The sequence below is a fragment of the Pseudomonas cedrina subsp. cedrina genome (genome assembly GCF_001983175.1).
Lineage (GTDB): Bacteria > Pseudomonadota > Gammaproteobacteria > Pseudomonadales > Pseudomonadaceae > Aquipseudomonas > Aquipseudomonas cedrina.
Genome location: NZ_MNPW01000015.1, coordinates 1 through 15,628, shown reverse-complemented (window position 1 = coordinate 15,628; position 15,628 = coordinate 1). Strand labels below are relative to the sequence as shown.

Here is a 15,628-nt window from a genome sequence, read left to right as displayed (position 1 = left end):
GCTGACTTCCTCACGTAAAAGAATCGTGGCAAAGGCGGCCAATATAAACCCGAACACGCTCACAAGTATGACAAGGATCAACTCTCTGACTAGCGGTGTCGTCCGTTACCCACAGGGGTAACGGACGCGGCTGACAGCCGTTTTTTCAGAACCCTTCCAGCACGATCTTGCCCTTGGCCTTGCCGCTTTCCAGCAGGGCATGGGCACGCCGCAGATTGGCCGCGCTGATCACACCGAAGTGCTCGCCGAGCGTGGTTTTAAGCGTGCCGGCGTCGATCAGCTCGGCCACGCGATTGAGCAGGTTGTGCTGTTCGATCATGTCCGGCGTCTCGAACATCGAGCGTGTGTACATGAACTCCCAGTGCAGCGACAGGCTCTTGCGCTTGAGCTTGCTGACGTCCAGCGCCTTGGGATCGTCGATCAGCGCCAGCTTGCCCTGGGGTTGCAGGGCTTCCACCAGTTGGTCCAGGTGAAGGTCGGTCTGGGTCAGGCTGGCGACGTGGGTCACCTGCGGGTGGCCGGCGGCTTTCAGCGCCTCGCTCAGCGGTTGGCTATGGTCGATTACCAGGTCGGCGCCGAGGGCCTTGGCCCAGGCTTGGGTCTCGGGGCGCGACGCGCTGCCGATCACCTTCAGGGCAGTAAGCTGGCGCGCGAGCTGGGTCAGGATCGACCCGACCCCGCCGGCGGCGCCGACGATCAGCAGGCTCTGCCCTTCATCTTCTTTGCCTTCGCGCACTTGCAGGCGTTCGAACAGCAACTCCCAGGCGGTGATGGCGGTCAGCGGCAGGGCGGCTGCTTCGGCAAAACCCAGGCTTTTTGGCATATGCCCGACGATGCGCTCGTCCACGGTGTGCAGTTCGCTGTTGCCACCCGGACGCACCAGTGAGCCGGCGTAGAACACCTTGTCACCGGCCTTGAACAGGGTCACTTCGCTGCCGACCGCCTTGACCACGCCGGCCACATCCCAACCCAGCACCTTGGCCGCGCCGTTTTCCGGGGCGACGTTCTGGCGCACCTTGGTGTCCACCGGGTTGACCGAGATGGCTTTGACTTCCACCAGCAGGTCGCGCGGGCCGGCGACGGGCTCCGGCAGTTCGATGTCTTGCAGGGCATCTGGATCGGTGATCGGCAGTGAGGCGTAGTAGGCAATGGCTTTCATGAGGGCTCCGGGAAAAGGGCGTATCACCTGTAGGAGCGAGCTTGCTCGCGAAAAACTCATGGACGCCGCGTTAAACCGGATGCGCTGCGTCATCGTTGACGATTTTCGCGAGCAAGCTCGCTCCTACAGAAAAGGGCTGTGATCAGGCAAGAAACTGCAGGCGCTTGAGTTCGAAATGTTCGATCACATCGGCGGCCTGGGCGCGAAAGCTCTGGATATGCGCGCTCTGGTCGTGGTCGGCCAGTGCCGCGTCGTCGCTCCAGCGTTCGAGCATGTAGAAGGTTTCGGGGTGTTGCAGGTCCTGGTGCAGGTCGTATTGCTCGCAACCGGCCTCAAGGCGGGTGGGTTCCAGCAGGCCGCGCAGCAGTGTTTCCAGGGTGGCCTGCTGTCCCGGCTTGGCGATCAGCGTGGCGATGACGTTAAAGGCTGTGGACATATTCAGCTCCAGATACGTGATGAACGGCATGCACGGATGATTAGCTATTTATCGACGGGATAAAAGCGGCTAAAACAGAGGGCTGTTTCAATAAAATTTTGATAATGAGTGGAAATGCATGCTGCGCTTTGATGATTTGCAGTTGTTTGTGCGTGCGGCTGACCTGGGTAGTCTGTCGGCGGCGGCACGGGTGATGGACCTGTCGCCAGCAGTGGCCAGTGCAGCGCTCAAGCGTATCGAACAGCACCTGGGTGCGCGCTTGCTGGCGCGTTCCACCCGCAGTCTGCGCCTGACCGCCGAAGGCGAGGGTTTCCTGACCTATGCGCGCGCTGCGTTGGGCTCGCTGGACGAAGGGCGACGTTTGCTGGCCAGCGGCCAGGATCATGTCAGTGGCGTGCTGCAACTGTCGGCCCCTTCGGATTTCGGGCGCAACCAACTGCTGCCGTGGCTGGACGAATTCCAGCGTGAGTACCCGCAACTGAGTGTGCGTCTGCTGCTGGGTGATCGGATTGCCGATCTGTTCCGACAGCCGGTGGACATCGCGCTGCGCTACGGAGAGCCCGAGGATTCCAGCCTTGTCGCTCTGCCCGTGGCGCCGGGCAATGTTCGCGTGCTGTGCGCGTCGCCCGGTTATCTGGCGCGCCACGGCGAGCCGCGGCACCTGGAGCAACTGGCCCAGCACAATTGCCTGCTGTACATGCTCGGCAGCCGGGTCCACGACCATTGGCGCTTTCACGACGGTAAACGCGAAGTCAGCCTGACAGTCACCGGCGATCGTTTCAGTGACGATGCCGACGTGGTCCGCCGCTGGGCGGTGGCGGGTGTCGGCATTGCCTACAAGTCCTGGCTGGATGTGAGTGCCGACGTGCTGGCCGGGCGCTTGCGCCTGATCCTGCCTGAGCTGCGGGGCGAGCGCACGCCGCTCAACCTGCTGTGTGCCCACCGTGCGCAACTGAGCAAACCTATCAACCTGTTGCGTGAAATGCTCGTGTCCCGCTGTGCGACGTTGACTGCGCAACTGCCGGAACGATCCAGCCCGACGTAACACCTTCCATCAAAGCCGGAAATTTCACTCAAGCCCTGTCCTTATCCGAGCTGTCAGACGCCATGGAACCGGCGGTTTACGCCCCTATACTTTGGCGCCAACCTCAGCAAAAAAATAAATCGACAGGGAGTGAAGGATGGACGCCGTACCTTGCATCAGTCAGATCGCCAGCTTGCTCGCCGAGCCCAAACGCACCGCCATGTTGTGGGCCTTGATGGATGGTTCGACCAGGTCACCGGCAGAATTGGCGGCACTTGCCGGCTTGTCATCGACATCCGCCAACGCACATCTGGCGCGACTGACCGCAGGTGGTCTGCTGCGGGTGGAGACCCGGCGTGGCAAGCGCGTGTTTCGCGTCGCCGCGCCGGATGTCAGCGCCGCCATCGACGCCTTGGCCAGGACCACCATGGCCTGTGCCGCACGCAGCGCGCCGGACACTTCGCCGCCGACCCTGGCTGCCCCGCCGTTGTTGCGTCATGCCCGGCTGTGCAATGGCCATCTCGGCGGGGAGCTGGGCGGGCAGTTATATCAACATCTGCTGGAGGCCGGATGGATCGAGCGCTACGAGCAGCGCACCGATGTGACGGTCAAGGGCGCGCAGCACTTGGCAGGGCTGGGGATTTTCACCCAGGCATTGACGTCGCCGCTGGTGTGTAACTGTTTCGACTGGAGCCAGGCGCAACCGCATCTGGGCGGTGCGTTGGGGGCAGGGTTGTTGCAACTGTTTTTACAGTCGAACTGGATCAGTGTGATCAACGAGTCGCAGGCGTTGCAGGTTCATGATGCCGGGCGGCTGGAAATTGCCCGTTTGGCCTTGCCAGGCTGACGGGGTATCTACACATCTTCGTAGTGAGCGGGCTTGTCCCGCGCTGGGTGGCGAAGCCGCCCCAATAAGACGCCGCCGAGTTCCAGATAAATCCAGCTCGCCTGGTTTGGGGCCGCTTCGCAGCCCAGCGCGGGCAAGCCCGCTCACTACAGATGCTCGCATGCCCTCAAAAAAGAGGTGTAGATACCTTTTGCTATCGCAGGCAAGCCGGTTCCCACAGGTTGGAGCGCGTTTATCCGTTACGGCTTGATCAACCTGGCATCCAGGCTGTTCTGCGCCAGGCGTTTGGCCTGGTCCTGGGTCATGCCCAGCGAGGTATACAGCGCGTGGAAGTTCTCGGTGACATAACCGCCGAAGTAGGCGGGGTCATCCGAGTTCACCGTGACCTTCACGCCACGCTCGAGCATGTCGAGGATGTTGTGCTGGGCCATGTCGTCGAACACGCAAAGCTTGGTGTTGGACAGTGGGCAGACCGTCAGCGGGATCTGTTCGTCGATGATCCGTTGCATCAGGCGTTCGTCTTCGATGGCACGCACACCATGGTCGATACGCTGGATTTTCAGCAGGTCGATGGCTTCCCAGATGTACTCGGGCGGGCCTTCTTCGCCGGCGTGGGCGACGGTCAGGAAGCCTTCGTGGCGGGCGCGGTCAAACACACGCTGGAACTTGCTCGGCGGGTGGCCCATCTCGGAGCTGTCCAGGCCGACGGCCACGAACGCGTCACGGAACGGCAGGGCCTGGTCCAGGGTTTTCTCGGCTTCGGCTTCGCTCAGGTGACGCAGGAAGCTGAGGATCAAACCGCTGGTGATGCCCAGTTGCTGCTCGCCATCTTTAAGTGCAGCGGCGATGCCGTTGAGCACCACTTCGAACGGCACGCCACGGTCGGTGTGGGTTTGCGGGTCGAAGAAAGGTTCGGTGTGGATCACGTTCTGTGCTTTGCAGCGCAGCAGGTAGGCCCAGGTCAGGTCGTAGAAATCCTGTGAGGTGCGCAGCACATCCGCGCCCTTGTAATACAGGTCGAGAAATTCTTGCAGGTTGTTGAAGGCGTAGGCCTTGCGCAGGGTTTCGACGTCGTTCCACGGCAGCGCAATCTTGTTGCGCTCGGCCAGGGCGAACAGCAGCTCCGGCTCCAGGGAGCCTTCCAGGTGCAGGTGCAATTCAGCCTTGGGCAGGGCATTGAGCCAATCGTACATTTTCTAAATTCTCATCAGGTGCAATGGCGGCATTCTACAGGCCATGGCTGAAATAATCGGTAAAACCTGACCAGCAGGAGAGTTTTGGTTTTTTCTACGCAATAGCGGCCCGACCTAAGATGTAACGAAACGTTAGCGGCTTGGCGCAGTCTGTACCCCATCAATGACTGATTTGCCGTTTGGTAAGGCCCCCCATGCTCACATCCCTCAAGCAAGAAAAATTCATGCTGCTGGCGCTGATCGCCGCCATCGCCGCTTACCCGCTGGAGCACTGGATGCTGCACAGCGGGCAAGTGGTGGCGCTGGTTGCCGGGCTCGCGCTGATTGGTTTCATCGTGATGGCATCGATGCGCGTGGCCCATCACGCCGAGCAGCTTGCCGAAAAAGTCGGCGATCCCTACGGCACCATGATCCTCACCCTGGCAGCGGTGCTGGTGGAAGTGGTGATCCTGGCGATCATGATGAGCAATGAACCGTCGCCGACGCTGGTGCGTGACACTATTTATTCGGCGGTGATGCTCGACATCAACGGCATTCTGGGCCTGGCCGCGCTGATGGGCGGTATCAAGCATGGCGAACAGTCCTACAACGATGATTCGGCACGCACCTACAGTGTGATGATCCTCACTGCCATGGGCGTGTCGATGGTGGTGCCGGAGTTTATCCCCGAAGCCGACTGGAAAATTTACTCAGCCTTCACCATTGGCGCGATGGTGGTGCTGTACACCCTGTTCCTACGCATGCAGGTTGGGCCGCACAGTTACTTCTTCAGCTACAGCTACCCGGAAAAACGTCGTAAGAAAGTGCCGGAAGAAGAGCACGCGCCGGCGGTCAGCCTGGCGTTTTCAATCGGCACCCTGGTGTTTGGCGTAATCGTGATCGGCGCATTGGCCGAAGTGATGTCCAAGACCTTGGACCTAGGCCTGGAGGGCACCGGGGCTCCGCCGGTGGTCACAGCGATTGTGGTGGCGGCCATTTCGGCGGCGCCGGAGATCTTGACGGCATTGCGCGCGGCCTTGGCGAACCGCATGCAGTCGGTGGTGAATATCGCGCTGGGTGCTTCGTTGTCGACGGTGATCCTGACGGTGCCGGTAATGGAGGCCATGGCGCTTTATACCGGCCAACCGTTCCAGATGGCGATGACGCCGGTGCAGACCGTGATGGTGTTTATTACGCTGATTGTCAGCGCGATCAACCTCAACGATGGTGAAACCAACGCCATCGAAGGGATGACTCATTTTGTGTTGTTTGCGACCTTTATCATGTTGTCGTTGCTGGGGGTGTAGGCACCGAAGAACTCAATGTGGGAGCGGGGTTGTGTGGGAGCTGGCTTGCCTGCGATGCAACCAACTCGGTTTTTCCGCTGCACCGAGTTGATGCTATCGCAGGCAAGCCAGCTCCTACAGAAGACGATTCCCCATTGTGATCGGCGTTCGGATCAGGTCCCGGCGATCAGGTCCCGTGCCGCCTGGCTGTGATCAGCGATCAAGCCTTTGAGGTCCAGGCCTTCCACTTGGCCGTCGATCACGCGCCACTTGCCGGCGATCATCACCCGGTCCGCCCGGTCCGCGCCGCACAACAGAAGCGCCGAGATCGGATCGTGGCTGCCGGAGAAACGCAGCTCGTCGAGTTTGAACAGCGCCAGGTCGGCCTGTTTGCCGACAGCCAATTCCCCAATATCCGTACGCCCCAGCAACTGCGCCGAGCCTTTGGTCGCCCAGCCCAGCACGCCTTCGGGGGTGATTTTTTGCGCACCGTAACGCAGGCGCTGGATGTAAAGGGCCTGGCGTGCTTCAAGGATCATGTTCGACGCATCGTTGGAGGCGGAGCCGTCCACGCCCAGGCCGATAGGCGCGCCCGCCGCGAGCAGGTCCAGGGTGGGGCAGATGCCGGACGCCAGGCGCATGTTCGAGCTTGGGCAATGGCAGACGCCGGTGCCGGCCGCGCCCAGGCGCGCGATTTCGTCCGGGTTGAAGTGAATGCCATGGGCCAGCCAGGTGCGTGGGCCGAGCCAGCCGACGCTGTCCAGGTAATCCACGGTGCGCAGGCCGAAGCGTTGCAGGCAGAAGTCTTCCTCGTCGAGGGTTTCCGCCAGGTGAGTGTGCAGGCGCACATCCAGGTGGTTGGCCAGTTCGGCACTGGCTTGCATGATTTGCGGGGTGACCGAGAACGGCGAGCAGGGCGCCAGGGCGATCTGGATCTGCGCGCCGTCGCCGCGCTGGTGGTATTCGCGGATCAGGCGCTGGCTGTCCTCGAGGATGACTTGACCCTGTTGCACGGTCTGCTGCGGAGGCAAGCCGCCGTCGGCTTCGCCCAGGCTCATGGAGCCGCGGGTGAGCATGGCGCGCATGCCCAATTCGCGCACGCTCTGGACCTGAATATCGATGGCGTTTTCCAGGCCGTCGGGGAACAGATAATGATGGTCCGCCGCCGTGGTGCAGCCGGACAGCAGCAATTCAGCGAGTGCCACCTTCGACGCCAGGGCGAGTTTCTCCGGCGTCAGCCGCGCCCAGACCGGGTACAGGGTTTTCAACCAGGGGAATAACGGCTGGTTGACCACCGGTGCCCAGGCGCGGGTCAGGGTTTGATAGAAATGATGGTGAGTGTTGATCAAGCCCGGAAGGACCACATGGTCGCGAGCATCGAACACCTGGCCGCAAGGCACGGCAGGTTCGCGCCCCCAGCCCAGCACTTCGGTGATCACACCGTCTTGCAGCACCAGGCCGCCACGGGCGTCGAGGCCGTTGGCAGTGAAAATCGCGAGGGGGTTTTTTAACCAGATACGGGTCGCAGGCATTGGCCGGCTCCTCTGAATGATGGGTTCAGGTTTGCCAGCTCAGTGTTGCCCTGTCTGCTGATCCAGGGTCGCCGGTAAGGGCGCAGGCGGGAGTCTACCTTTGTAGGAGCGAGCTTGCTCGCGAAAATCGTCAACGATAACGCGAGCTGTCTGGTTTAACGCAGTGCCTGGCGGTTCTTCGCGAGCAAGCTCGCTCCTACGGTAGGGCGCGGGTCACCAGGCGATGGTGTCGCCTTTGTAATCGATGAAGTGATGGCCGCCTTTGCCAGTGTAGGCATTCACCTGATCCACCAGGCCGCGCACGCTGGTGTCGACATCGATATGCGCGTTTTCGCCGCCCATGTCGGTCTTCACCCAGCCCGGATGCAGCGACAACACGGTGAGCTTATGGTCGCCCAGTTGGGTGACGAAGCTGTTGGTCATGGAGTTGAGCGCCGCCTTGCTGGCCTTGTACAGCGCCATATCCGAACCGTCCGGGATGGCCACGCTGCCCAGGACCGAACTCATGAAGGCCAGCACGCCACTGTCCTTGCGGATCTGCCCGACAAAGCGCTGGGCCAGGTTGATCGGCGCCACGGCGTTGGTGAAAAACAGTTGGCCGACTTCCGCGAGGGTGGCGTGGCCGGGTTCCTGATTGGCGGGGCCCTTGACGCCGGCATTGACGAACAGCAGGTCGAAGGTGCGGTCCTTGAGGCGCTGGTTCAGGGCGATCACGGCTTGTTGATCGTCCATGTCGAGTTTCTCGATCTGGACCGGGCCGACGGCTTTGAGGGCATCAGCCTTGCCTGGGTCGCGCACGGTGGCGGTCACGTGCCAACCATCCTGGATCAGTTGCTTGACCAGTCCAAGGCCCAGCCCGCGTGAGGCGCCGATGATCAATGCGGTTTTTGGCGTAGACATGAAAGCTTCCTTTAAGCGTCGCGGTTCAGGGAGGTCACATTAGCAGTTTCAGCGTTGGAGCAGGATGCGCCCACGGCTCAGGTCGGCCAGTTGGTTTTGCAGGGTGTCGATATGCGCTTCACCTAAGGCGAGTTGCAACTCGACGCCGTTGGCCGTGAAGATTTCTTCCAGCACCAGCCCACCGAGTTCGACAACGCGCAGTTTCACCAGGTTCAGCTCGGCGAACCCGCAGGCGCAACGCAAGGCGACGCGGCTGATCAGTTCAATGCGCTCGGCATTTTGCAGGCACTTATTCGCGCCGCCGCCGTAGGCACGGGCGAGTCCGCCGGTGCCCAATTGGATACCGCCGTACCAGCGAATCACCAGCACCGCGACTTGATCGAAACCCTGCGCTTCGATGGCTGCCAGGATGGGGCGCCCGGCAGTGCCGCCGGGTTCGCCGTCGTCATTGCTGCGGTACTGGTCGGCCAGCTTCCAGGCCCAGCAATTGTGCGTGGCGTTCAGGTCGCTGTGCTGCTGGAAAAACGCCTGTGCTTCCTGCGGGCTGGTGATCGGTGCGGCGAGGGTGATAAAGCGGCTTTTGCGTATTTCTTCGCGAAACTCGCAAAGGCCGGTCAGGGTGAAAGGCATAAGTCGCTTCGTTTATTGGGCCGGCTTGATGCCGCAGCCCTTGAGGATGATGTGGATCAGGTTGGTACCGGCGTCTTCCATGTCCTGCTTGGTCAGTTTGGTGCGACCGGTGACGCGGCAGATCTGGGTGGCGAAGTCGGCGTAGTGCTGGGTACTGCCCCACAGCAGGAAGATCAGGTGCACCGGGTCGACGGGGTCCATCTTGCCGGCGTCGATCCAGGCCTGGAACACCGCAGCCCGGCCACTGAACCAGGCGCGGTAGTCCTGGCCGAAATATTCGGTGAGGCATTCGCCGCCGCTGATGATCTCCATGGCGAAGATCCGCGAGGCCTGGGGTTGGCGCCGCGAGAACTCCATCTTGGTGCGGATATACCGAGTCAGGGCCACGGCCGGGTCATCCTCGGCGGTCAGCGCGTTGAAGGTGCTGTCCCACAGTTCGAGGATATTGCTGAGCACCGCGACATACAGGCCCAGCTTGTTGGTGAAGTAATAATGCAAGTTGGCCTTCGGCAGCCCGGCGCTGGCAGCAATGGTATTCATGCTGGTGCCTTTGTAGCCATGGCGCGCGAATTCGTCTTCAGCAGCCTGCAGAATCGCTTGTTCGTTCTTTTGCCGAATGCGGCTGGCCGGCTTACTGGCGTGGTTGCTATGGGCAGGAACTTCGAGGCTCATGGAGGTTTCCGTGCTGATCGATAGAGACGACGTGTGCACAGATAACCCACCCTCAAGCCTCAGACAAGTCCTGATGCAATAAAACCGTCAAAGCGGTTCCAGGCTGTCGCTTTCCGGCGCTTTGTTTGCGGCAGCGGTGGGGGCCTTGCTCTCGGGCAGCAGCAGGCACAACACGATGGCAGTCAGCCCGCCGCTGGTAATGGCCGAGTCAAACAGGTTCTGCACCAGTGTCGGCATCAGGTGCAGCAGGTTCGGCTGGGCGGCGATGCCCAGGCCGACGCCAAACGAGGTGGCGATGATCAGCATGCTGCGCCGGTCCAGCGGTGCCTGGGCAAGAATGCGCACGCCGGCGGCGGCCACGCTGCCGAACATCACCAGGGTCGCGCCGCCCAGCACCGGCTTGGGAATTTGTTGCAACACGGCACCAATCAACGGAAACAAGCCGAGGCAAAACAGCACCACGCCGATGTACAGGCCCACGTAGCGGCTGGCCACGCCGGTGAGTTGGATCACGCCGTTGTTCTGGGCGAAGGTGGTGTTGGGGAAGGCGCTGAACGTGGCGGCGATCATGCAACTGACGCCATCGCCGAGTACGCCGCCTTTGAGCCGGCTTATATAAGAAGGGCCGCTGATGGGTTGGCGGGCAATCATGCAATTGGCGGTGAGGTCGCCGACGGTTTCGATGCTGCTGATCAGATAAATCAGCGCGATTGGCAGGAAGGCGCTCCAGTCGAAGCTGAAACCGAAGCGAAACGGAATCGGCAGACTGATCAGAGGCAGGTCCGGCAGGGCTTGAGGCACGAGTTTGCCGCTGAACCAGGCGGCCAGGCTGCCGAGCGCCAGGCCGATGATGATTGCCGAGAGGCGCACCCAAGGTGTGTTGGAACGGTTGAGCAGAATGATCGTCAACACCACGAACAGGCCCAGTGCCAGGTTGGTCGGGGCGCCGAAGTCGGGGGCATTGAAACCGCCGCCAAGGTCGGTGATGCCCACTTTGATCAGGCTGATACCGATCAGGGTAATGACGATCCCGGTCACCAACGGCGTGATGACGCGACGCAGTTGGCCGATAAAACGGCTCAACACGATCTGCACCACGGCGCCGAAAAAGCACACCCCAAAGATCATCGCCATGATGTCTTCCGGGCTGCCTCCGCGTTGTTTCACCAGGAAGCCCGCCGACAACACCGCGCCAAGAAACGCGAAGCTGGTGCCCTGCAGGCAGATCATCCCGGCGCCGATTCCAAATGGCCTACGCGCCTGGATGAAGGTGCCCACCCCGGAAACCATCAGCGCCATGCTGATCAGGTAGGGCAAATACGCCGTGAGGCCCAGCGTCGAACCGATGATCAAGGGCGGGGTGATAATCCCGACAAAGGCCGCCAGTACATGTTGCAGTGCGGCCAGGAAAGCCGGGGCAGGTTTTGGGCGGTCATTGAGGCCGTAGATCAGGTCGCTGGGGCTGGAGGATTCTGGTGGCATGGCGGGCAAACTCGGGTCGGACGGTTCTAGGTCCCTGTGCGCTTGCAAAAAGCTGTCCAGTTGCTCAGCTTTTCGCGCCAGGGCAGAGTTAGCGCGTGCCTGCCAGGCTTTCAAGGAAGCTTTCGAGCACCAAATGGGGGCGCCGGCCCTTGCGCGTGACCGATGCGAGGCTTAAATCGTAAAAACGTGTAGCCGGTTTCAGCGCGCGCAGTCGGCCTTGTTGTACCCAGAGGCTGGCGTAGTGGTCGGGCAGGTAGCCGATGTAGCGGCCGGTGAGGATCAGGAATGCCATGCCTTCTCGGTCCGAAGCGCTGGCCGTGCAATTGAGTGCTTGGTAATGGGCCTGGATTTCGGCGGGCAACCGGAACGTCGGGGCGATGGCGTCCTGATCATCGATGCGCGCGTCATCCAGCTGCTTGTCGTCGGCGTAGAACAGCGGGTGGCCGACGGCGCAGTAGAGCAGCGAACGCTCGCTGTACAGCGGCTGGTATTCCAACCCCGACAGGGCACTGGCCTGGGGCACCACGCCAACATGCAGACGGCCGTCGAGTACGCCTTGCTCGACTTCGTTGGGGGCGATCATGCGGATCTGGATCTGCACGTCCGGGCCGCGCTCCTTCAACTGCGCAAGCGCATGGGTGATGCGCATGTGGGGCAGGGTGACGAGGTTGTCGGTGAGGCCGATGATCAATTCGCCGCGCAAATGCTGGTGCAGGCCGTTGACCTCGGTGCGGAAACTTTCCAGGGCACTCAAGAGTTGCAGGGCCGACTGGTAGACCTCGCGGCCCTCCTCGGTCAGGGAAAAACCGGCGCGGCCGCGTTGGCACAGCCTTAGTCCGAGGCGTTGTTCGAGATCACTCATTTGCTGGCTGATGGCCGAACGGCCTATGCCCAGGACGGTTTCTGCCGCTGAAAAGCCGCCGCATTCCACCACACTGCGAAAGATGCGCAGCAAGCGGATATCGAAGTCGCTGACTTGGGCCAGGGGATCGGGTCGACGGCTGCTCATAGTTTAGTGAAGGCCTGACTGAAGGTTAGAAGAGTTGAATTTCACCGACTTTATCGCCGTGGCAATTTAGCTGCAACAACGCTTTCAATCCCGACGCTGCCTGTTGCCTTGCGAGGTTTTGCTGATGAACATGCCCGAAAACGCCCCATCGTCCCTGGCCAGCCAATTGAAGCTGGACGCGCACTGGATGCCGTACACCGCCAACCGTAACTTCCAGCGTGACCCGCGCCTTATCGTGGCCGCAGAAGGTAGCTGGTTGACGGACGATAAGGGGCGCAAGGTCTATGACTCGTTATCAGGCCTGTGGACATGCGGCGCCGGGCATACGCGCAAGGAAATCCAGGAGGCGGTCGCCAAGCAACTGGGAACGTTGGACTACTCGCCTGGCTTCCAATACGGTCATCCGCTGTCCTTCCAGTTGGCGGAAAAGATCACCGACCTGACCCCTGGCAGCCTGAACCATGTGTTCTTCACCGACTCCGGCTCCGAGTGCGCCGATACCGCGGTGAAAATGGTGCGTGCGTACTGGCGCCTGAAAGGCCAGGCCACCAAGACCAAGATGATCGGTCGCGCCCGTGGCTACCATGGTGTGAATATCGCCGGTACCAGTCTGGGCGGCGTCAACGGCAACCGTAAGATGTTTGGTCAGGCGATGATGGACGTCGACCATCTGCCGCACACGCTGCTGGCGAGCAATGCCTTCTCCCGCGGGATGCCGGAGCAGGGCGGTATCGCACTGGCCGATGAACTGCTCAAGCTGATCGAGCTGCACGATGCATCGAACATTGCCGCGGTGTTTGTCGAGCCGATGGCCGGCTCCGCTGGCGTGCTGGTGCCGCCGCAGGGTTATCTCAAGCGTCTGCGTGAAATCTGCGATCAGCACAACATCCTGCTGGTGTTCGACGAAGTGATCACCGGCTTCGGCCGCACCGGCTCGATGTTCGGTGCCGACAGCTTCGGCGTGACCCCTGACCTGATGTGCATCGCCAAGCAAGTCACCAACGGCGCGATCCCGATGGGCGCGGTGATCGCCAGCAGCGAGATCTATCAAACCTTCATGAACCAGGCGACGCCTGAGTACGCGGTGGAATTCCCCCACGGTTACACCTACTCGGCGCACCCGGTAGCTTGTGCCGCTGGGCTGGCGGCACTGGACCTGTTGCAGAAGGAAAACCTGGTGCAGAGCGTGGCCGAAGTCGCGCCGCACTTTGAGAATGCGCTGCACGGTTTGAAAGGCAGCAAAAACGTGATCGACATTCGCAACTACGGGCTGGCCGGCGCGATCCAGATTACACCGCGTGACGGTGATGCGATCGTGCGTCCATTCGAGGCCGGCATGGCCTTGTGGAAAGCCGGTTTCTACGTACGCTTTGGCGGTGACACCCTGCAGTTCGGGCCAACCTTCAACAGCAAGCCGCAGGACCTGGATCGCCTGTTCGATGCGGTCGGCGAAGTGCTGAACAAGATCGACTGATTTCTCCTTCTATATAGAACAACTTTTCAGGAGCCCTGCATGAGCCTTATCCAGCATTTGATCAACGGTGAGTTGGTCAACGACAGCGGTCGCAGCGCCGACGTGTACAACCCGTCCACCGGCCAGGTGATTCACCAGGTGCCATTGGCCAGTCGTGAAACCATTCAACAAGCGATCGATTCGGCCAAGGCCGCTTTCCCTGCCTGGCGCAATACGCCGGCGGCCAAGCGCGCCCAAGTGATGTTCCGTTTCAAGCAATTGCTGGAGCAGAATGAAGCGCGTATTTCGCAGTTGATCAGCGAAGAGCACGGCAAGACCCTGGAAGATGCCGCCGGTGAGTTGAAGCGCGGCATCGAAAACGTGGAGTACGCGTGCTCTGCGCCGGAGATTCTGAAGGGCGAGTACAGCCGTAACGTAGGACCGAACATTGATGCCTGGTCGGATTTCCAGCCGCTGGGTGTAGTGGCGGGTATCACGCCGTTCAACTTCCCTGCGATGGTGCCCCTGTGGATGTACCCGTTGGCGATTGTCTGCGGTAACTGTTTCATCCTGAAACCCTCGGAGCGCGATCCAAGTTCGACGCTGCTGATTGCACAGTTGCTGCAGGAAGCGGGTTTGCCCAAAGGTGTGTTGAGCGTGGTCCATGGTGACAAGGGCGCGGTGGATGCATTGATCGAAGCGCCGGAAGTAAAAGCGCTGAGTTTCGTGGGCTCGACGCCGATTGCCGAATACATTTATTCCGAAGCGACCAAGCGCGGCAAACGCGTGCAGGCGCTGGGTGGGGCGAAGAACCACGCGGTGCTGATGCCGGATGCGGATCTGGATAACGCCGTGAGCGCATTGATGGGTGCGGCGTACGGTTCCTGTGGTGAGCGTTGCATGGCGATTTCGGTTGCGGTGTGCGTGGGCGACCAGGTGGCAGATGCGTTGATTGCCAAGCTGGTGCCGCAGGTCAAGGCGCTGAAGATCGGCGCGGGCACGTCTTGCGGCCTGGATATGGGGCCGTTGGTGACTGGCCAGGCGCGTGACAAGGTCAGTGGCTATATAGAAGACGGTGTGGCGGCGGGCGCGGAGTTGGTCGTCGATGGGCGCGGCTTGAGTGTCGCCGGGCATGAACAGGGTTTCTTCCTCGGTGGCAGCCTGTTTGATCGTGTGACGCCGCAGATGCGCATCTATAAGGAAGAGATCTTCGGGCCGGTATTGTGCGTGGTCAGGGTCGATAGCCTGGAAGCGGCGATGCAGCTGATCAATGATCATGAATACGGTAACGGTACCTGCATCTTCACCCGTGACGGTGAAGCGGCGCGTCTGTTCTGTGATGAGATCGAAGTGGGCATGGTGGGCGTGAACGTTCCACTGCCGGTGCCGGTGGCGTATCACAGCTTTGGTGGCTGGAAACGTTCGCTGTTTGGCGACCTGCATGCCTATGGGCCGGATGGGGTGCGTTTCTATACCCGTCGCAAGGCGATTACCCAGCGCTGGCCGCAACGGGCCAGTCATGAAGCGTCGCAATTTGCTTTTCCCAGTCTTTAACGTTTGCCAGGATGCCGGCCCCTTGGGGCCGGCTTTCGCGTTTTCAGGGATTTTTTGACCGATATGACAGAATTGTGAAAAAAGCTGTTGACGGCAGATTCTGGGAGTCTATAATTCGCCCCACTTCCGGCGCAGTCGAAACGGAAAACTCCTTGGTAAACAAAGAGTTATGCAGGATTCGACAGCGACCTGCTTCAGTTCATCGAAGCCCAGAAGGAGTTGGTAGAGCGGTGTTGTCTGGCTCTATTAACGTTTCGATCTTCTCGGTCGAAAGCGGAGAAAAAGAGGTGTTGACAGCAGCGTGTAACGCTGTAGAATTCGCCTCCCGCTAACGAGAGATCGGAGGCGCAAGTGGTTGAAGTTGTTGAAGAATTCTTCGAAAACTTCTGAAAATAATCACTTGACAGCAAATGAGGCTGCTGTAGAATGCGCGCCTCGGTTGAGACGAAAGATCTTAACCAACCGCTCTTTA

Annotated in this window: 14 protein-coding genes; 5 read left to right on the top strand and 9 right to left on the bottom strand. The window is 60.7% G+C overall.

The genetic code is table 11. From position 1 onward, the window contains the following. Nucleotides 1-145: 145 nt before the first annotated feature. Together BLL36_RS25975 and BLL36_RS25970 are read right to left on the bottom strand one after the other, a co-directional pair. Nucleotides 146-1,159 (bottom strand): zinc-binding alcohol dehydrogenase family protein, encoded by a 1,014-nt coding sequence (locus tag BLL36_RS25975; protein ID WP_076954463.1) that lies wholly within the window; start codon nt 1,157-1,159, stop codon nt 146-148. 142 nt (nt 1,160-1,301) lie between these two features. Then, complete coding sequence (locus BLL36_RS25970) at nt 1,302-1,595, bottom strand: putative quinol monooxygenase (RefSeq protein WP_076954462.1); 294 nt, start codon at nt 1,593-1,595, stop codon at nt 1,302-1,304. A 118-nt stretch (nt 1,596-1,713) separates the two neighbouring features. Between BLL36_RS25970 and BLL36_RS25965 the strand changes: the two genes are divergently transcribed. Then, the gene (locus tag BLL36_RS25965; protein WP_076954461.1) at nt 1,714-2,640 is read left to right on the top strand and encodes a LysR family transcriptional regulator; all 927 of its coding nucleotides are present in this window, start codon (nt 1,714-1,716) and stop codon (nt 2,638-2,640) included. A 136-nt stretch (nt 2,641-2,776) separates the two neighbouring features. Then, a complete protein-coding gene (locus BLL36_RS25960; protein WP_076954460.1) occupies nt 2,777-3,466 on the top strand; it encodes an ArsR/SmtB family transcription factor in 690 nt (229 codons plus the stop codon). 239 nt (nt 3,467-3,705) lie between these two features. Here BLL36_RS25960 and BLL36_RS25955 read toward each other — a convergent pair whose 3' ends face one another. After that, on the bottom strand, nt 3,706-4,659 hold the full coding sequence (locus tag BLL36_RS25955) for an adenosine deaminase (RefSeq protein WP_076954459.1): 954 nt from the start codon (nt 4,657-4,659) through the stop codon (nt 3,706-3,708). Nucleotides 4,660-4,853: 194 nt separating this feature from the next. Here BLL36_RS25955 and BLL36_RS25950 point away from each other — a divergent pair, with 194 nt between their 5' ends. After that, on the top strand, nt 4,854-5,945 hold the full coding sequence (locus BLL36_RS25950) for a calcium:proton antiporter (protein WP_076954458.1): 1,092 nt from the start codon (nt 4,854-4,856) through the stop codon (nt 5,943-5,945). A 152-nt stretch (nt 5,946-6,097) separates the two neighbouring features. Here the strand turns inward: BLL36_RS25950 and BLL36_RS25945 are convergent, their stop codons facing one another. The 6 genes from BLL36_RS25945 to BLL36_RS25920 form a co-directional block, all read right to left on the bottom strand. Beyond that, on the bottom strand, nt 6,098-7,456 hold the full coding sequence (locus BLL36_RS25945; protein WP_076954457.1) for an 8-oxoguanine deaminase: 1,359 nt from the start codon (nt 7,454-7,456) through the stop codon (nt 6,098-6,100). A 213-nt stretch (nt 7,457-7,669) separates the two neighbouring features. Beyond that, nucleotides 7,670-8,356, bottom strand: a complete 687-nt coding sequence (locus BLL36_RS25940) for an SDR family oxidoreductase (RefSeq protein ID WP_076954456.1) — start codon at nt 8,354-8,356, stop codon at nt 7,670-7,672. A gap of 48 nt (nt 8,357-8,404) precedes the next feature. After that, nucleotides 8,405-8,986 (bottom strand): IMPACT family protein, encoded by a 582-nt coding sequence (locus tag BLL36_RS25935; RefSeq protein WP_076954455.1) that lies wholly within the window; start codon nt 8,984-8,986, stop codon nt 8,405-8,407. 12 nt (nt 8,987-8,998) lie between these two features. Next, nucleotides 8,999-9,658, bottom strand: coding sequence for a TetR/AcrR family transcriptional regulator (locus BLL36_RS25930; protein WP_076954454.1), 660 nt, complete (start codon nt 9,656-9,658; stop codon nt 8,999-9,001). Between the two features lie 87 nt (nt 9,659-9,745). Beyond that, nucleotides 9,746-11,140 carry a uracil-xanthine permease family protein gene (locus tag BLL36_RS25925; protein ID WP_076954453.1) on the bottom strand — a complete coding sequence of 465 codons (1,395 nt, stop codon included), beginning with the start codon at nt 11,138-11,140 and terminating at the stop codon, nt 9,746-9,748. Between the two features lie 88 nt (nt 11,141-11,228). Next, nucleotides 11,229-12,149 carry a LysR family transcriptional regulator gene (locus BLL36_RS25920; RefSeq protein ID WP_076954452.1) on the bottom strand — a complete coding sequence of 307 codons (921 nt, stop codon included), beginning with the start codon at nt 12,147-12,149 and terminating at the stop codon, nt 11,229-11,231. Between the two features lie 124 nt (nt 12,150-12,273). On the opposite strand from BLL36_RS25920, the gene BLL36_RS25915 reads away from it, so the two are divergent. Continuing rightward, nucleotides 12,274-13,623, top strand: coding sequence for an aspartate aminotransferase family protein (locus BLL36_RS25915; RefSeq protein WP_076954451.1), 1,350 nt, complete (start codon nt 12,274-12,276; stop codon nt 13,621-13,623). Nucleotides 13,624-13,662: 39 nt separating this feature from the next. Beyond that, entirely contained in the window at nt 13,663-15,156 is a 1,494-nt protein-coding gene (locus BLL36_RS25910) for a CoA-acylating methylmalonate-semialdehyde dehydrogenase (RefSeq protein ID WP_076954450.1), read from the top strand. Nucleotides 15,157-15,628 lie beyond the last annotated feature (472 nt).